General features: G+C 66.4%; 13 protein-coding genes. 5 read left to right on the forward strand and 8 right to left on the reverse strand.

Annotation, left to right across the window (positions count from 1 at the left end; genetic code table 11):
• Positions 1 to 21 precede the first annotated feature (21 nt).
• Complete coding sequence (locus DVU99_RS16955; protein ID WP_114241411.1) at positions 22 to 933, reverse strand: 5'-nucleotidase, lipoprotein e(P4) family; 912 nt, start codon at positions 931 to 933, stop codon at positions 22 to 24.
• Between the two features lie 189 nt (positions 934 to 1,122).
• On the opposite strand from DVU99_RS16955, the gene DVU99_RS16960 reads away from it, so the two are divergent.
• Both DVU99_RS16960 and DVU99_RS16965 read left to right on the forward strand, forming a co-directional pair.
• Positions 1,123 to 2,151, forward strand: a complete 1,029-nt coding sequence (locus DVU99_RS16960) for an AI-2E family transporter (protein ID WP_114241412.1) — start codon at positions 1,123 to 1,125, stop codon at positions 2,149 to 2,151.
• Positions 2,152 to 2,649: 498 nt separating this feature from the next.
• Positions 2,650 to 5,508: a TonB-dependent receptor gene (locus DVU99_RS16965; RefSeq protein WP_114241413.1), complete on the forward strand. Its 2,859-nt coding sequence runs from the start codon at positions 2,650 to 2,652 to the stop codon at positions 5,506 to 5,508.
• A gap of 89 nt (positions 5,509 to 5,597) precedes the next feature.
• Here the strand turns inward: DVU99_RS16965 and DVU99_RS16970 are convergent, their stop codons facing one another.
• Positions 5,598 to 7,580 carry a UvrD-helicase domain-containing protein gene (locus DVU99_RS16970; protein WP_114241414.1) on the reverse strand — a complete coding sequence of 661 codons (1,983 nt, stop codon included), beginning with the start codon at positions 7,578 to 7,580 and terminating at the stop codon, positions 5,598 to 5,600.
• 133 nt (positions 7,581 to 7,713) lie between these two features.
• Here DVU99_RS16970 and DVU99_RS16975 point away from each other — a divergent pair, with 133 nt between their 5' ends.
• The gene (locus DVU99_RS16975) at positions 7,714 to 8,346 is read left to right on the forward strand and encodes a thymidine kinase (RefSeq protein WP_114241415.1); all 633 of its coding nucleotides are present in this window, start codon (positions 7,714 to 7,716) and stop codon (positions 8,344 to 8,346) included.
• Between the two features lie 29 nt (positions 8,347 to 8,375).
• Positions 8,376 to 9,134: a hypothetical protein gene (locus tag DVU99_RS16980; RefSeq protein WP_114241416.1), complete on the forward strand. Its 759-nt coding sequence runs from the start codon at positions 8,376 to 8,378 to the stop codon at positions 9,132 to 9,134.
• A 159-nt stretch (positions 9,135 to 9,293) separates the two neighbouring features.
• On the opposite strand, the gene mutM is transcribed toward DVU99_RS16980, so the two are convergent.
• The 6 genes from mutM to DVU99_RS17010 all read right to left on the reverse strand — a co-directional run bounded on the left by mutM (position 9,294) and on the right by DVU99_RS17010 (position 15,052).
• Positions 9,294 to 10,121: a bifunctional DNA-formamidopyrimidine glycosylase/DNA-(apurinic or apyrimidinic site) lyase gene (gene mutM / locus DVU99_RS16985; protein WP_114241417.1), complete on the reverse strand. Its 828-nt coding sequence runs from the start codon at positions 10,119 to 10,121 to the stop codon at positions 9,294 to 9,296.
• A gap of 35 nt (positions 10,122 to 10,156) precedes the next feature.
• Positions 10,157 to 11,566, reverse strand: coding sequence for an NADP-dependent phosphogluconate dehydrogenase (gene gndA / locus DVU99_RS16990; protein WP_114241418.1), 1,410 nt, complete (start codon positions 11,564 to 11,566; stop codon positions 10,157 to 10,159).
• 93 nt (positions 11,567 to 11,659) lie between these two features.
• Positions 11,660 to 12,151 carry a hypothetical protein gene (locus DVU99_RS16995; protein WP_114241419.1) on the reverse strand — a complete coding sequence of 164 codons (492 nt, stop codon included), beginning with the start codon at positions 12,149 to 12,151 and terminating at the stop codon, positions 11,660 to 11,662.
• Positions 12,148 to 13,506, reverse strand: coding sequence for a GldG family protein (locus DVU99_RS17000; protein WP_114241420.1), 1,359 nt, complete (start codon positions 13,504 to 13,506; stop codon positions 12,148 to 12,150). The genes DVU99_RS16995 and DVU99_RS17000 overlap by 4 nt, the downstream gene beginning before the upstream one ends.
• Positions 13,506 to 14,300, reverse strand: a complete 795-nt coding sequence (locus DVU99_RS17005; RefSeq protein WP_114241421.1) for an ABC transporter permease — start codon at positions 14,298 to 14,300, stop codon at positions 13,506 to 13,508. Before DVU99_RS17005 ends, DVU99_RS17000 begins: the two co-directional genes overlap by 1 nt.
• Complete coding sequence (locus DVU99_RS17010; protein WP_114241422.1) at positions 14,297 to 15,052, reverse strand: ABC transporter ATP-binding protein; 756 nt, start codon at positions 15,050 to 15,052, stop codon at positions 14,297 to 14,299. Before DVU99_RS17010 ends, DVU99_RS17005 begins: the two co-directional genes overlap by 4 nt.
• Positions 15,053 to 15,228: 176 nt before the next feature.
• On the opposite strand from DVU99_RS17010, the gene DVU99_RS17015 reads away from it, so the two are divergent.
• Positions 15,229 to 16,422: a fatty acid desaturase gene (locus tag DVU99_RS17015; RefSeq protein WP_114241423.1), complete on the forward strand. Its 1,194-nt coding sequence runs from the start codon at positions 15,229 to 15,231 to the stop codon at positions 16,420 to 16,422.
• Positions 16,423 to 16,531: the final 109 nt, after the last annotated feature.

The following is a 16,531-nucleotide window of genomic DNA, read 5'->3' on the forward strand; positions in this document are numbered from 1 at the left end:
ATGTTTTAATTGATATTGATGTCAGTCAAAACGCAGCGACTGAATTTTTTGGCGGCGGCGTTCGTCGCGCGGCGCGCTCCAGTCATTATTAAACAAAGCCGGTTCCCATGCGCCATAGGTGGGGTTGGGCAGCACGAACCAGCGTGTGCCTACCCATGCCATATAGGGGGTGACGGCCTTCTCGCGGCCTTCGGCGTTGTTGGCCAGAACGGTCACAAAATCGCCGATCTGGTCGCCAAATTGCATCAAGACGCGGTATTTGTGGCTGATCAGCTGGCGGCGGCAGCCCTTCTCGGTGCCAATCTGCTCGCAGTCCTCCACAAAGGTGCCCAAGCCGAGGAAGGCCTCCGGGCCGGAGACCGGCAGGCCTTCCTTGCGCAGGTTGGCCAGGGTGGCCTGGTCCAGGTCCTTGGCACGGTTGGAGATGTAGATCACGGCGATGCCGTGCTTGGCCGCGAACTGGGTGAACTCCACCACACCGGGCAGGGCGCGGGCACGCTGCTCGTTGCACCAGGCAGCCCAATCGGCCTCGTTGTACTCGCCCCCGCTCTTCACCAGACGCGCCTGGTAGGGCGTGTTGTCGAGCACGGTCTCGTCGATGTCGAGCACCACCGCAGGCTTGAGGCCCTTGGCCGGGGCTACGCGGTCGTCCTTGGCCAGGGCGTCCCAGCTCGGATCGGCCATGGCGGCCAGCAGGCGCGCCTCGGCGTCACGGTAGGTCTGCAGGTAGATCAGGTCGTGCTCGATCGCCGTCTGGCTCCAGGCCACCGCATTGAGGTTGTCGTCGGCGCCGGGGCCGGCCGGAGCAGCAGGGGCCGGGGCGGCGGCAGCGGGCGCAGCGACCGGTGCGCTGGACGGTGCCTTGGCAGGGTTGGCGGAGCAACCGGCAAGCAGGATCAGGGCGGCAACTGCCGCCGGCAGACGAGACGTCATGAAGGATTCCCTGGGGAGACTGATCGGACAGGATCGGAGAAGTTTACGACAGCGACGTGTCGATCCTGCGGCTGGAGCATGCCGGGTGGCTCCCTGAAGCCCCGTCGTGCAGCGAGGCGGGGAGGGCTAGCCGTTGCGCGGGTCTGCTGAGAGACTCACGGGGCCTTTCCCCCAGTCGCATGAAATTGCATGGAACCTGAGTCGCCCGTTCGCCCCGCCACTACCGCCATCCGCCTGACCAGCTACGTGCTGGCGGGAGCTGCACTCCTGCTGGTGCCGCTGCTGCATCTGTTGCCGGCGTTGTTTGCGGGACTGCTGGTGTACGAACTGGTGCAGTCCCTGGCACCGCTGCTGGGCAAGCGGGTGCCCAGCGATCGTGCGCGCGTGCTTGCAGTGGCCCTGCTCGGCACCATCGTGGTGGGCCTGTTGGTGCTGTTGATCCTTAGCGCGGTGAGCTTCCTGCGCAACGAGATCGGCAACCCCGAGGTGCTGTGGCAGCAGCAGCTGATGCCACTGGTGGAGAAGGCGCGCGAGCAGTTGCCCTCGTCGGTGGTGGGCTGGTTGCCTGATACGGTCGACGACCTGCGCATGATGGCGATGGAGCTGACCCGCAAGCACTCGGTGAGCCTGCAGACCATCGGCAAGGAAGCGGCGCGCGTGTTCGTGCACATCATCATCGGCATGGTGCTCGGCGCGATCGTGGCGCTGAGCCGGGCACGCCCGGCGCACCAGGTCGGCCCGCTGGCATCGACGCTGGGCCTGCGCGCACAGCGTTTGGCCGAGGCCTTCCACAACATCGTGTTCGCGCAGATCAAGATCTCGCTGCTCAACACCGTATTCACCGCGATCTTCCTGCTCGGTGTGCTTCCGCTGATGGACATCCATGTGCCGCTGGCAAAGACGCTGGTGGTGCTGACCTTCATCGTCGGCCTGTTGCCGGTGATCGGCAACCTGATTTCCAACACCGCCATCACCATTGCCGGATTGTCGATCTCCCTGGGCGTCGGCGTGGCGGCGTTGGGCTTCCTGATCCTGATCCACAAGCTGGAATATTTCCTCAACGCGCGCCTCGTGGGCGGCCAGATCCGCGCGCGCGCATGGGAGCTGCTGGTGGCGATGCTCGCGATGGAGGCGGCGTTCGGCCTGGCTGGCCTGATCGCGGCACCGATTTACTATGCCTACCTGAAGAGCGAGCTCGAGGCCGAACGGCTGATCTGAGGATCCTCGCCCGCCGGCGCACTGGAGCGTCGCTATGGACGGCTATACGTCGATGGCGATCGGTCGGCATTGGCTGCCGCTGCATCGTTCATGGCGGTTCATCCCACCCGGGAGGCGGGCCATGCACCTGCCGCCGATACTTGCGCGAAGCTTGTCTGGTCGTGCGGATTTTGCGCCTTTTCATCGGCGCCGAAAATGCCGTTTTTCCCTTCCCGCATGGGCGCTTACAGAGAAACGGAGTGCTGCCTGGCGTTCCCGGCCTCACGAGCGCGTCGGCACAATTTCTTGTCGATAGAAATAGCGTTAACCAATAAGTTTCTGCGAATCGTGTCACACATGATTAGCTCACGTGTTTTTCATGTTAGAAAAATATTCGCGACGAGATTAAGCGCCTTCATAAGGCCGTAAATCTGCCCATGGGGATGGGCATCTGGAATGTCGCCGGCTGCAACAGCCGTACACGCATAACCACACGGAAAAGGGATTAAGGGGAGAGACATGCTGAAGTCTAGACTCACGGTCGCCGTAATGGCGGCCTTGGCGATCGGCTGCGCGCCAAGCGCATGGGCGAACACCACCGACGCCACCGCGACACCCGCACAGGGCGCGAGCATCCAGCAGGATGCGAGTGCCCAGCAAAGCTCCGGCCCCCAGCAGGACGAGAGCGATGCGGCGAAAAAGGCCAAGCGCCTCGACACGGTGACGGTCAGCGGCACGCTCATCAACAACGCGCAGATCCAGACGGCGGCGCCGATCTATACGATCTCCGCGCAGGAGATCAAGGCACGTGGCTTCAACAGCGTGGCTGAAGTGCTGCAGAGTTCGGTGATGGCCACCGGCTCGGTCCAGGGTGCCTCCTACAGCGGCGGCTTCACCCAGGGTGCACAGACCGTCAGCCTGTACGGCCTCAATCCCGAGTACACGCTGACCCTGATCGACGGCAAGCCGATCACCCAGTTCGGCCAGCTCTACAACGGCCAGAGCAACTTCACCAACATCTCCAACATTCCGCTGGCGATGATCGACCACATCGACGTGCTGCCGGGCGGCGCATCGTCGATCTACGGCTCGCAGGCCATTGCCGGCGTGGTGAACATCGTCACCAAGCAGCACATGGATGGCGCCGAAGTGCTGGTGCGTGCCGGCGGCTATGACGGGGGCGGCGGTTCCAGCCAGCGCATGTCGCTGACCTTTGGCCACCAGTTCGGCAAGCTCGACGTGCTCGGCGGCATCGAGTTCGACAACCAGTCGCCGATCTGGGCCTATCAGCGCTCGCTGACCGCCACCAACCCGACCCCTGTCACCGTGGCGCGCGTGCTCAACTACGGCACGATCGATACCTACAACGGCCTGGTGCAGGGTTACATCAGCCCGCCGGACAACTGCTCGGCGATGAGCGGCCTGTTCAATGGCACCACCTACGATACGCATTCGACCATCGCCACGCGTACCGGTACGTTCTGCGGCTCGAAGAATGTGTATGGATACACCACGCTGCAGAACCAGAGCCGCAGCTACGACGGCATCCTGAAGCTCAAGTACGACCTCAACGACTACGTGCGCTTCTACAGCGACGCGCTGGTCGACGCGCAGCAGCAGAAATGGACGCCGGGTTCGAGTTTCAACTGGTGGGGCCCGATCGACTATCCGCAGGGACTGATCGAGGACACCAACGGCAACATCCTCTACCCCGAGCGCGTGTTCGGTCCGGAGGAAGTGGGCAACAACTACTACAACCAGCTGGGTCGCCAGTATGACCTGATGTACCAGGCCGACGTCGGCGCCAACGGCTCGTTCGGCGATTCGAACTGGCTGTGGGATATCTACTTCCTGCGTTCCGGTGACCGCACCAGTGTCAGCCAGCCCGAGCGCATGGCGGCTGCGGTGGACAGCTACTTCGGCAATATCCTTGGTCCTTCGCTGGGCCAGGATCCGAACACTGGCCTCAATGTCTACAACCCGAACTGGCAGGCGTTCTACACCCCGCTGACGCCCGCGCAGCTGGCGGGCTTCATGCAGAACATCTCCAGCTACAGCAACACCTGGCTCAACAACACGCATGCCCAGGTGACGAATGACAAGCTGTTCTCGCTGCCGGGCGGCGACGCCGCGCTGGCGGTGCTGGTGGAGGGTGGCAGCCAGGCGTGGTACGAGCCGGTCAATCCGCTGATCGCGAACGGCGACGTGTGGGGTCTGACCGGTACCTCGGGTGGCGGTACGCGTAACCACTACGCTTCCGCGTTCGAGCTGAACATGCCGTTCTGGAAGATGCTGACGCTGGACCTGTCGGGTCGTTACGACCACTACAGCACCAGCGGCGGCGACAATGGCAAGTTCACCTACAAGGCTGGCCTGGAGTTCCGTCCGTTCGACACGCTGCTGTTGCGCGGCAACTACTCCACCGCGTTCCTGGCGCCGGACATGTCTGCCCTGTACCTGGGCCCGAGCGGCAGCTACCAGTACATCACCGACTACTACCTGTGCCAGACCCAGTCCGGTGGCAAGAACTGCACGCAGAACTTCTACTACGAAACCGCAGGCACCACGTATGCCAATCCCAAGCTGAAGCCGACCACGGCCAAGAGCTGGTCGGTGGGCTTCGTATGGGCGCCGATCGACAACATGAGCTTCACGGCGGACTACCTGCACATCAACATCAGCAACGAGGTGGCGCCGCAGCCGGCCGACATGCTGATGCGTGAGAACGCGCAGTGCCTGCTGGGCCAGTTGCCGGCCAACTCGCCGGATTGCCAGGCGGCGGTGTCGCAGGTGCAGCGAAACCCCCTGACCGGCGAAGTCGAAAACCTCACCCAGTACTACATCAACGTCTCCAACGAGACGACCGAGTCGGTCACGGCGCAGGCGAAGTACCTGTTCCCGGCCACCTACGTCGGCCAGTTCTCGCTGCAGTTCGACTGGAACGACATGCTCAAGCACGACTACCAGGTCTATGCCGGCAGTCCGACCATCAACCAGCTGACCAACCCGCTCTACAGTCAGGAATTCAAGAGCATCGTCAGCGGTGCGCTGAGCTGGTCGCTGCACGACACCTGGGCCAGCACGCTGTACTGGCATCGCAACGGACCATCGCCGAACTACACCGGCACCATCAACGGTCCGGATTACCCGGGTGCCGCGAAGGTGGCTCCGTGGATCACCTGGAACTGGAGCTTCACCTACTCGCCGACCAAGAACCTGGACCTGTCGCTGCTGACCAACAACATCACCAACAAGATGCCGCCCAAGGACGGCTCGTACGCCACGACGTTCCCGTACTTCAACACGCTCAACTACAACGTGTACGGTCGCGAAGTGATGCTGCAGATGAACCTGCGCTTCGGTGGTCATACGGACTGATCGCGCGGATCCCCGCATCCGCACGTCCGGGGCCCGGTGAATCGGGCCCCGTTTCAAAGCCCCGCCCCATGGCGGGGCTCTTTTTAGGCTTAGTTGCCTGCCAGCATCGCGGCGATCTTGGCCATGTGCGACTGGGCCGTTTCGCGCACCACTTCCTTGTCCGCCTCGGGGTCCTTGCCCTGCCAGTGCAGGTCGTCCTGCGGCAGTTCGTGCAGGAAGCGGCTGGGCTGGTTGGTATGCACCTCGCCGTAGCGCTTGGTCCGGGACGACCACGACAGCGTGAGCATCTCCTTGGCGCGGGTAATGCCCACGTACATCAGGCGGCGTTCCTCGTCGATGCGCCCCTCGTCGATGGCGCCATCGTGCGGCAGCGTGCCTTCCTCGCAGCCCACGATGAACACGAAGCGGAACTCCAGGCCCTTGGCCGCGTGCAGCGTCATCATGCGCACCGCGTTGCCGGGCTCGTCGCGATCGGCGTGGGTAAGCAGGGCCAACTGCGCGGCGAGGTCGCCGGTGGTGTGGTCGTTGCGCTGCATGGCGCGGAACCAGTCGGCCAGTTCGCGCAGGTTGCCCAGGCGACGCTCGCGCAGCGCCGGGTCGCTGGTGCTGGCGGCCACCTGCGCGGCGTAACCGGTGCGCTCGAGCACGGTGTTGACCAGGTCGGCCGCGCTCTGGTGCAGCGAGGCGCTGCGCAACTCGTCCATCAACGCGGTGAACGAGGCCAGCGCGGCGGCGGGGCGCGGCGTGAGCTGGCGCAGCACGGCGTCACTGCGCGCGGCCTCCAGCAGCGGCGCGTGGCGCGTCTGTGCGATCTGGCCCAGCTTCTCCAGCGTGGTGGAGCCGATCTCGCGCTTGGGCACGTTGACCACGCGCAGGAAGGCGGCGTCATCGCTGGGATTGGTCAGCAGGCGCAGGTAGCAGAGCAGGTCCTTCACCTCGGCGCGGTCGAGGAAGCTCAACGCGCCGGACAGGTGGTACGGCACGCGCGCCAGGCGCAGCGCTTTTTCCAGCGGTCGTGCCTGGAAGTTGCCGCGATAGAGGATGGCGATGTCGTGCCAGCGTGCCTTGTGCTTCTCCGCCAGGGTGGCGGCAATGGCGGCCACGCGTTCGGCCTCGTGCTCGTTTTCCTTGCATTCCAGCACGCGGATCTGCGCGCCTTCCGGATGCTCGCTCCACAGCTTCTTCTCGTGGAGATGCGGGTTGTTGGCGATCAGCTTGTTGGCCGCGCGCAGGATGCGCTTGCCGCAGCGGTAGTTCTGCTCCAGCTTGATCACGCGCAGCGCGGGCCAGTCCTTGCCCAGCTGGTCGATGTTCTCCGGGTTGGCGCCGCGCCAGGCGTAGATCGACTGGTCGTCGTCGCCCACGCAGGTGAAGCGGCCGCGCTCGCCGGCCAGCGCCTTGAGCAGGCGGTACTGGGCGTCGTTGGTGTCCTGGTATTCGTCCACCAGCAGGTAGCGCAGGCGTTCGCGCCAGGCGTCGCGGCATACCTGGTCTTCTTCCAGGATGCGCAGCGGCAGGCGGATCAGGTCGTCGAAGTCCACCGCATTGAAGGCGGCCAGGCGCTGCTGGTAGAGCTGGTAGATGGTCGCCGCATCCAGTTCGCGCGGGCTGCGCGCGGCGGCCAGGGCCTCCTCCGGGGAGAGGCCGGCGTTCTTGGCCCGGCTCACCAGGTTGCGGATGCCAAACAGCACGTCGGGCTTCACGCCCTTGGGCGAGAGCTCCTTGATGATGCCTTCGCTGTCGTCGGCGTCCAGCACCGAGAAGCCCTTGCGCAGGCCGGCGCGCTCGTGCTCGATCTGCAGGAACTTCAGGCCCAGCGCGTGAAAGGTACACACCGTTAGCGCCGCGGCGTCCTCGCTGCTGATCAGCTTGGCCACGCGCTCGCGCATTTCCTTCGCCGCCTTGTTGGTGAAGGTGATGGCGGCGATCTTGGAGGGGTGGAGCTTCTTGCGGGCGATCAGGTACGCGATCTTCTGGGTGATCACGCTGGTCTTGCCCGAGCCGGCGCCGGCCAATACCAGCAGCGGGCCGTCGCAATGTTCGACGGCGGCCAATTGTTGGGGGTTGAGCATGGGCGTTGGGCTAGGGGCTGAACGAGGCGCGATGGTAGCAACCGCCGGGGCCGGGGGCCTCCCTTCCGGTCGGAGGATGGGCCGCCCCCGGGGCAGCCCGGGTTACCATGCACGGCCACGACCGGATATACCCATGGCCAAGCTTTACTTCTATTACTCGGCAATGAACGCCGGCAAGACCACCACCCTGCTGCAGAGCGCCTACAACTACCACGAGCGCGGCATGCGCACGCTCATTCTCACCCCGGCGCTGGACAACCGCTTTGGCGCCGGCGTGGTGGCCTCGCGCATCGGGCTGAAGGCCAACGCCCGACGGTTTGGCGGCGAGGAGGACCTGTTCGCGCTGGTGCAGGCCGATGTGGCGGCGCGTGGGGCGCTGCATTGCGTGTTCGTGGACGAGGCCCAGTTCCTCAGCAAGGCCCAGGTGTGGCAGCTCAGCGACGTAGTCGACAAGCTTAATGTCCCGGTGCTGGCCTATGGCCTGCGTACCGACTTCCGTGGCGAGCTGTTCGAAGGCAGCCGCTACCTGCTGGCCTGGGCGGACAACCTTGATGAGATCAAGACCATCTGCCACACCGGCCGCAAGGCCACCATGGTGGTGCGCGTGGATGAACACGGCCGCGCGGTGACCGAAGGCCCGCAGGTTGAGATCGGCGGCAACGATCGCTATGTCTCGGTGAGTCGCGCCGAGTTCAAGAACATTACCGAGGGACACGGCAGGATCGAACTGCAGCAGCCGGTGCTGCCGCTGGGCGAGGGGCATTGAGCCCGTCGCATTCACTACAAGGAACAGGCATGTCCAAGATTCCCTTTCCCGCCTGGCAACGCCCGCACTGGCAGCCGAGCAACGAGGAAGTGCTGCTGCAGTTCTATGTGTTCGGCAAGTTCCAGCCGGGACGCGCGCCTTCGCTGGACTACGGCAGCGAGGGCTTGCCCGAGGGCATCGAGCTGACCAGCCACAGCCACAGCGCCTTGCGCGCGTGGGAAGGCTATCCGCTGAGGGGCAGCCTGGGCCGCATGTTCAAGGACGATGCCCCCGAAGCCTACCGCCACGCCGTGGATGCGCCCGAGGTGCTGGTGGTGCGCGGTCGCCTGCCCGACAGCGGCGATACCGGCTACCTGCGCGACACGCTGGGCGTGCTGGCGGCGCTGCTGGACGTGGGCGGCGTGGCCATCCTGGACCCGCAGACGCTCAGCCTGCATGACGCCGACGGCTGGCGCCGCCAGTTCGTGGTGCGCGATGGCGCGCCGATCCGCAACCACCTGCTGATCCTGCGCGATGCGGAAGAGCAGAAGGGCCGCTACTGGGTGCACACGCGCGGCATGCGCAAGTTCGGCCGGCCCGACATCAGCATCCGCAACGTGCCGGAGGCCGACAGCGACAACGCCGGCATGCTGTGCGAGCGACTGGTGGAACTGGAGGCGCTGGGCGCACGCTTCAGCGACGGCCAGGAGCTGGAGGTGGAAGGCATGACCTTCCGCGCCACGCTCGGCGGCGGCCTCGAGGATCCGGAGTTCAACAATACCTTCGTGGAATTCCGCTGGCCGGAGTGACGGCCATTGGGCCTTCGGCGCCGGCTGGCGCCGAAGCGGCACCCATATCGTCTTTGTAGGAGCGCACCCTGTGCGCGACCGTCCGACCTTGCTGCGACGACCGGTTGTCGCGGTATGCCTCCATGCCGCGGTCGCGCACAGGGTGCGCTCTTACCTCGCTTACTTCTGGCAGCGCGAGCACCAGAAGGTCGAACGCTGCCCCAGCACGACCTGCCTGATCGGCGTGCCGCATACGCGGCACGGCTCCCCTTCGCGGCCATACACCTGCAGCTCGCGGAAGAAGTAGCCCGGTGCGCCATCGGGCTTGATGAAGTCGCGCAGCGTGGTGCCGCCACGCTCGATCGCCCAGGCCAGGATGCGCTTCACTTCGCCGGCAAGCCGTGCGTAGCGTGCGCGCGATACCTCACCGGCCGGCCGGCGAGGATCGATGCCGGCGGCGAACAACGCCTCGCTGGCGTAGATGTTGCCCACGCCCACCACCACCGCGTTGTCCATCAGGAACAGCTTCACCGCGGCAGTGCGCCCGCGCGACAGGCGCCACAGCAGGTCGCCGTCGAAATCGTCGGTGAGCGGTTCGGGGCCCAGCGCCGCGAGCAGTTCGTGCGTCTCGCCAGGCGCTTGCCACAGCAGGCAACCGAAGCGACGGGCATCGGTGAAGCGCAGCACGCGCGGCCCTTCGGCGGACGTGGCTTCCAGCGCGATGTCCACGTGATCGTGCTTGGCGACCAGGGCATCCGGCGGCAGCACGCGCAACACGCCGGTCATGCCCAGGTGCAGCAGCGCGCTGCCCACGTGCGTGTGCAGCAGCAGGTATTTCGCGCGGCGTTCCACATCGAGGATGCGTTGGCCCGGCAGCAGATCGGTGATCTCCGGCGGTATCGGCCAGCGCAGGTCGGGGCGCCGCAACGTCACACCGGTGACGCGGCGCCCGATCAGGTGCGGGGCGATGCCACGCCGGGTGGTTTCGACTTCGGGTAATTCAGGCACGAGCGCCTCGATTCAGCGGTTGAATGTAGGGGCGCTCAGCTCCAGTCGGCGTGGAAACTGCCGGGCTTGTCCACGCGCTCGAACGTGTGGGCGCCGAAATAGTCGCGCTGTGCCTGCAGCAGGTTGGCCGGCAGGTGTTCGGCACGGTAGCCGTCGTAGTAGGCGATGGCGGAGGAGAAGCACGGCACCGCCACGCCGGCCTGCACGGCGGCGGCGACGACCTCGCGCAACGCGCCCTGGTACTGCGTGGCGATGTCGCGGAAGTACGGATCGAGCAGCAGGTTCTTCAGCTGCGCGTCGCGCTCATAGGCATCGGTGATCTTCTGAAGGAAACGCGCGCGGATGATGCAGCCGGCGCGGAAGATGCGCGCGATGGTGCCGTACGGCAGGTTCCACTGGTACTCGTCGGACGCGGCGCGCAACTGCGCGAAGCCCTGCGCGTAGGACACGATCTTGCTGAAGTACAGCGCGCGGCGCACGGCTTCGATGAAGGCCTTGCGGTCGCCGCTGTAGCGGCTGGGCGCGGGGCCCGGCAGCAGCTTGCTGGCCGCGACGCGTTCGTCCTTGAGCGCGGAGAGCAGGCGCGCGAATACCGATTCGGTGATCAGCGGCAGCGGCACGCCCAGGTCCAGCGCGCTCTGGCTGGTCCACTTGCCGGTGCCCTTCTGTGCGGCGCGGTCGAGGATGATGTCGACCATCGCCTTGCCCGTTTCCGGGTCCTTCTTGGTGAAGATGTCGGCGGTGATGCTGATCAGGTAGCTGTCCAGCTCGCCCTTGTTCCAGTCTGCGTACACCTCGGCCAATTCGTCGTTGCTGAGGCCGAGCACGTGGCGCAGCACCGAATAACTCTCGGCGATCAGCTGCATGTCGCCGTATTCGATGCCGTTGTGCACCATCTTCACGTAGTGGCCGGCGCCGTTCGGGCCCATGTAGGCCACGCAGGGTTCGCCATCGGGCGCGCGTGCGGCGATCTCGGTGAGGATAGGGGCGACCAGGTCGTACGCTTCGCGCGGGCCGCCGGGCATGATCGAGGGGCCGTGCAGCGCGCCCTCCTCGCCACCGGACACGCCGGTGCCGATGAAGTGCAGGCCGGCCGCGCTCATCTCGCTCTCGCGGCGCATGGTGTCCTTGAAGAAGGTGTTGCCGCCGTCGATGACGATGTCGCCCTTGTCCAGCAGCGGCTTGAGCTGCGCCAGCGTGGCGTCGGTGGGTTCGCCGGCCTTCACCATCAGCAGGATGCGCCGCGGCTTTTCCAGCGAATCGACGAACTCCTGCAGGCTGTAGGTGGGTACCAGCTTCTTGCCGGGATTCTCGGCCACCACCTCGTCGGTGCGATCGCGATGCCGGTTGAAGATGGAGACGGCGTGTCCCCGACTCTCGATATTCAGGGCCAGGTTGCTGCCCATCACCGCCATGCCGATCACACCGATCGCCTGCTTAGCCATGTCGTCGCTCCTGCCGGGGAATAGGCAACATATGGGGAAGGACGGCGACGGGCACAAGTGCGGGCCGGCGCCTTTCGCCGACGGGCGCCTGGCTCAGTGGGTCGGTACCGCCTCGCCGCTGGCGGGGCGCGGCGTGTAGCGCACCGATACCAGCGCCACGCGATCGCCCACGCGCACATAGCGCTGCGGGCCGGTCACCGAGGTTTCGCCAAACTCCAGTCGCTGGCCGTCCAGGCTCAGCACCGCCAGCGGCGGGGCCAGGCCGATCCGGGCCGGCTCGAAGTCGCTGGCCGGGCGCCAGCTCAGCACCTCTGCCGCCGCGGCGTTCGCAAGTTCGTCCAGGCGTCCATCATCGGCATGCGCGGTGGCGTTGCCCTCGCGCCACCAGTGGCCATCGTGGCGGGTGTAGTGCTCGGCCGGGGCGTTGCCGATGCTGAGGTCGATGCGGGTGACCCGGGCTGGCGCCAACTGCAGCAGGGTGCCCGGCGCCGCGTCGGCGTCGCGCTGCCACTGCCATGCTGCGGCCGCCACCAGCACGATGGCGCCGCCGGTCAGCCACAGGCGTTGGCGTGTGGCCCGCTTCATGCGCGACGGCGCCGCCAGGTGATCCAGCCGCCGGCCACGATCAACAGCAGCGGCAGCACCACCAGGAAGCCGAGCGACACCATGCTCAGCTGCGCCTGCGAAATGCGCAGCACGCGGTCGGGCGCGCCTTGTGCCGGCGGCAGGTTGACCAGTACATCGTCGCCCAGCAGCCAGTCGAAAATGCGCTGGCCCAGCGCGCGATTGCCGCCCATGCCGAGGACGGCATTGGACAGGAAGTCGCCGTCACCGATGATCACCACGCGCTGTTCGGCCTTGTCCGGGCTGGGCGAGAGGCGCGCCAGCGCAAAGCCGAAATCCAGCGGGCCCTTCAGCTCGCCCGCGGCGGCGTCATAGGCGATGGTGGAGGCATGCGCATTGTCGATCGGCTTGAACTCGGTCCAGCTCTGCGCGCTCGAGCGCAGGAACGGCTTGACCTGCCAGTCGGTGCGCGCGGCCAGTGCCAGCGCGGACACCTGCGGGAACTGGGTGCTGAGGTTGAAGCCCTTGGTGATGGCATGTTGCGGATAGTCGCCCAGCGCGATCATGCGCGGGTCGTTGAGGCCGAGCGCCGCGCCCTGGCCGTCCACCAGCACGCCCGGCAGCACGTGCACGCCCAGCATGGCGGCCAGCGGCTGCAGGTGCAGGTCATCGTTGGTCGGTTCGGTCAGCCACAGCAGGTTGCCGCCGTTGGCCACGTAGTCGCTAAGCGCCTTCAGTGCGCCCTCGGGCAGCGCGCGCTGCGGGCTGGCCAGCACCACCAGGTCGGTATGCAGCGGCACGGCGGTGACCTGCGCGAAGTTCAGCGGCACCGCGCGGATGCCGCTGCCCTGCAATTGCGCCACGAAGCTGCCCAGGTCCGCATTGCCCTTGTCGGCCGGACTGCGCTCGCCATCGCCGGAGATGAAGGCCACGATGCGATCGCTGCCGCGCAGCAGGTGCTCGAATGCGTTGGTGAGGCTGCGCTCGGACAGCTCGCTGAGGCGCTGCTCGCGGCCGTGGTAATGGATGATCATCATGCCGTCCACCGCTACGCCCAGCTCGCGCATCGCCGCCGGATCCTGCTGCGGATCGACGAAGCGCAGGGTGAGGTCCGGCTTCACCCGCTGGTAGCGCCCAAGGAAGCTGGCCACGCTGCTGCGCAGGTCGCCCTGCGGGTTGGCATAGCTGACGATCTCCACCGGACCATCCATCGCGTGCAGCACGGCGCGGCTTTCGGACGAAAGCGTGGCGCGTCCGCCGTAGGTCCAGTCGGCCACGTGGTCGTAGCGCGTGGAGAGGTAGCCGATGGCGCCCGCGCAGGCCAGCAGCAGCAGCGCGAACAGCCAGCCGTTCAGTCGTCGGATCAGGCGTGCCATCAGCCGCGCTCCTTTTCCGCGGCGAGCCGCTGGGTAGCCAGGGCAAGCGCCACCGCGATCACCAGCACGAACCAGACGACGTCGGCGCTGGAGACCAGTCCGCGCACCAGCGTGTCCAGGTGGGTGCTCATCGACAGCCAGTTGAACAGGCCATTGTTGAGGCCGGCCATCAACGCACCGACGTTGAGGCTGACCAGGGCCAGGCCGAGCATCAGGCTCGCCGCGGCGGCGATGGCGGGGTGCGAGGCGTAGGCCGAGCAGGCCACGCCGATGGCGGCCAGCGCAGCCAGCATCAGCAGCAGGCCCAGTGTGGCGCTGGCCAGCTTGCCCCAGTCCAGGGTCATGCCGTGGGCCAGCGCGATCGGCATGGCCAGGGTCAGCGCCAGCCACAGCACCAGCCACAGCATCAGCGCGAGGAACTTGCCCAGCACGATGCGCGACGCCGGCAGGCCGGTGGCGAACCACAGCGGCAGGGTGCCGTTGCTGCGCTCGCCGGCGAGGGTGGACATGGTCAGCAGCGGCACCACCACCAGCGCCAGCTCGGCCAGGCCGAACGGCAGCATCGGCAGGATGCCGCTGGTGAGGATGCTGCTGAGCATGGGCACGCCGACCAGGTCGGTGTAGCCGGGGCCACCCGGTTGAGCGGCGAGGCGGATCTGGTTGCTGAGGAAGATCTGCAGCAGCAGCATGAAGCGTCCGGCCAGCTGGGCCACGGTGAGTGCGGCGAGCACCCAGGCCAGGGGACGTACGGCGAGGCGGCGCAGCTCCAGCCGCGTCACGGCGAGCACACTCATGCAGCCTGCATCCTGTCGTTGCTCCCGTCGCCGCGCATGGCGATGTCGAAGAAGGTCTGTTCCAGCAGCTTGTGGTCGTCGCCCTGGATCGCGCCGTCGAAGCGCAGGCGTCCCTCGTGCAGGATCGCCACGCGGTCGCAGGCCGCGGTGACCTCGGCCAGCAGGTGGGTGGAGAGGATGATCGCGGTGCCCGCGGCGGCCTGCTCGCGGATCACCCCGCGCAACGCGGCCACCTGCACCGGGTCCAGCGCGTTGGCCGGTTCGTCCAGCACCAGCAGCGAGGGCTGGTGCAGCAGCGCGCAGGCCAGCCCCAGTCGCTGGCGCTGGCCCTGCGACAGCACGCCGGCCAGGCGGCGTGACATCGGGCCCAGCTCCAGCCGTTCGATGATGCGCTGGCTCGCCCGGGCCAGCTCCGCGCCGCCCAGCCCACGCAACCGCCCATGGGCGTCCAGATGTTCGCGGACGGTCAGTTCCGGCCACAGCGGGGCACGTTCGGGCAGCCAGCCGATGGCACGGCGCGCCAGCCCGGGGTGCTCGACGAAGTCCTCGCCGTTCAGGCGGATCGTCCCGGCATCGGGTATCAGGGCCCCTGCGACCATCGCCAGGGTGGTCGACTTGCCGGCGCCGTTGACCCCCAGCAAACCCAGCACCTGGCCGGCGTCCAGCCGAAGGCTGAGATCGGACACGGCCGGCCGGCCCGCGCGGTGTCGGGTTATGTGATCCAGTTGCAATACGGCAGTAGGCGCGCTCATTGCATGATTCTCACGGCGCCCCCACCTTCAGGCAACTGGGTGAGGGCGCTTGTGCGCGGCACAGCACATTAACTTTGTCGCCTTCAAGAGGTGCGACAATTATTTACGCTGTCCATGCTGGCGGGTACGGAAACCCCTCGCTTAGACTGAAATTTCATACCCTGGGTGTTTCCCCGATGCTCGACGCAGTACTCAATTTCCTGTCCAACGGCCTCACGCACGCCAGTTGGGTAGGCATGCTCATCTATATGCTGGTAATGACCCAGCTCACCATCTTCACGGTGACGCTGTACCTGCATCGCTGCCAGACCCATCGCGGCGTCGACCTGCACTGGTCGGTCTCGCACTTCTTCCGTTTCTGGGGCTGGCTCACCACGGGCATGGTCACCAAGGAGTGGGTGGCGGTGCACCGCAAGCACCACGCCAAGGTCGAGACCGAGGAAGATCCGCACAGCCCGCAGATCTACGGCATCAAGAAGGTGTTCTGGGACGGCGTGTCCCTGTACCGCGATGCCAGCGAAGTGAAGGAAGACCTCGAGAAGTACGGCCGAGGCACCCCGGACGACTGGATCGAGCGCAAGCTCTACGCCGGCCATCCGTACTGGGGCCCGGCGCTGATGCTGGTGATCAACCTTGCCCTGTTCGGCGTCATCGGCGCCGCGCTGTGGGCCGTGCAGATGATCTGGATCCCGTTCTGGGCCGCCGGCTTCGTCAACGGCATTGGCCACTGGTGGGGCTACCGCAACTTCGAGAGCGCCGACACCGCGACCAACCTGATTCCCTGGGGTTTCTGGATCGGTGGCGAAGAGCTGCACAACAACCACCACGCCTTCCCGAGCTCGGCCAAGTTCGCCCTGCGCAAGTGGGAGTTCGACATCGGCTGGGCGGCTATCTGCGCGCTGCGCGCCGTCGGCCTGGCCAAGGTGCTGCGCGTTGCCCCGACGCTGGACGTGCGCCCGAACGTGCACCTGCCGGACGCCGAAACGCTCAAGGGCGTGCTGACGCACCGCTTCGCGGCGATGACCGACTACTACCGCAACGTGATCATGCCGACCCTGCGCGACGAAGCGCAGCATGCCGGTGACAGCATCAAGTCGGTGCCGCGCCGCATGCGCCGCGCGCTGGCCGATGGTGGCCGCTGGCTGGACAGCGAAGGCCGCGATCGCATGCAGGCCGTGCTGGCCAAGCGCCCGACCCTCAGCACCGTGTGCGATTTCCGCAACCGCCTGGCTGCCCTGATGGAGCAGCGTGGCGCGGACCAGGCGCTGAAGGGCCTGCAGCAGTGGATCGCCGAGGCCGAGCAGAGCGGCATCCGCGCCCTGCAGGAATTCGCCGGCCGCCTGAAGAGCTATTCGGTGGCCAGCGCCTGATCGGCCCTCACCGGCTCCATGAAAAGCCCGCCGCAAGGCGGGCTTTTTTTATGGGAGGCCCGAGGGGGCGGCACGACCGAAGGAAGTCCCGTGCGGCGGCGCCTGACGG

It is taken from the genome of Dyella sp. C9 (assembly GCF_003332825.1).
Taxonomy (GTDB): domain Bacteria; phylum Pseudomonadota; class Gammaproteobacteria; order Xanthomonadales; family Rhodanobacteraceae; genus Dyella.

What these genes read in the sequence shown, in the direction of transcription:
- DVU99_RS16955 (WP_114241411.1), bottom strand. Translation starts at nt 933, where the DNA reads ATGACGTCTCGTCTGCCGGCGGCAGTTGCCGCCCTGATCCTGCTTGCC.
- DVU99_RS16960 (WP_114241412.1), top strand. Translation starts at nt 1,123, where the DNA reads ATGGAACCTGAGTCGCCCGTTCGCCCCGCCACTACCGCCATCCGCCTG.
- DVU99_RS16965 (WP_114241413.1), top strand. Translation starts at nt 2,650, where the DNA reads ATGCTGAAGTCTAGACTCACGGTCGCCGTAATGGCGGCCTTGGCGATC.
- DVU99_RS16970 (WP_114241414.1), bottom strand. Translation starts at nt 7,580, where the DNA reads ATGCTCAACCCCCAACAATTGGCCGCCGTCGAACATTGCGACGGCCCG.
- DVU99_RS16975 (WP_114241415.1), top strand. Translation starts at nt 7,714, where the DNA reads ATGGCCAAGCTTTACTTCTATTACTCGGCAATGAACGCCGGCAAGACC.
- DVU99_RS16980 (WP_114241416.1), top strand. Translation starts at nt 8,376, where the DNA reads ATGTCCAAGATTCCCTTTCCCGCCTGGCAACGCCCGCACTGGCAGCCG.
- gndA (WP_114241418.1), bottom strand. Translation starts at nt 11,566, where the DNA reads ATGGCTAAGCAGGCGATCGGTGTGATCGGCATGGCGGTGATGGGCAGC.
- DVU99_RS16995 (WP_114241419.1), bottom strand. Translation starts at nt 12,151, where the DNA reads ATGAAGCGGGCCACACGCCAACGCCTGTGGCTGACCGGCGGCGCCATC.
- DVU99_RS17000 (WP_114241420.1), bottom strand. Translation starts at nt 13,506, where the DNA reads ATGGCACGCCTGATCCGACGACTGAACGGCTGGCTGTTCGCGCTGCTG.
- DVU99_RS17005 (WP_114241421.1), bottom strand. Translation starts at nt 14,300, where the DNA reads ATGAGTGTGCTCGCCGTGACGCGGCTGGAGCTGCGCCGCCTCGCCGTA.
- DVU99_RS17010 (WP_114241422.1), bottom strand. Translation starts at nt 15,052, where the DNA reads ATGAGCGCGCCTACTGCCGTATTGCAACTGGATCACATAACCCGACAC.
- DVU99_RS17015 (WP_114241423.1), top strand. Translation starts at nt 15,229, where the DNA reads ATGCTCGACGCAGTACTCAATTTCCTGTCCAACGGCCTCACGCACGCC.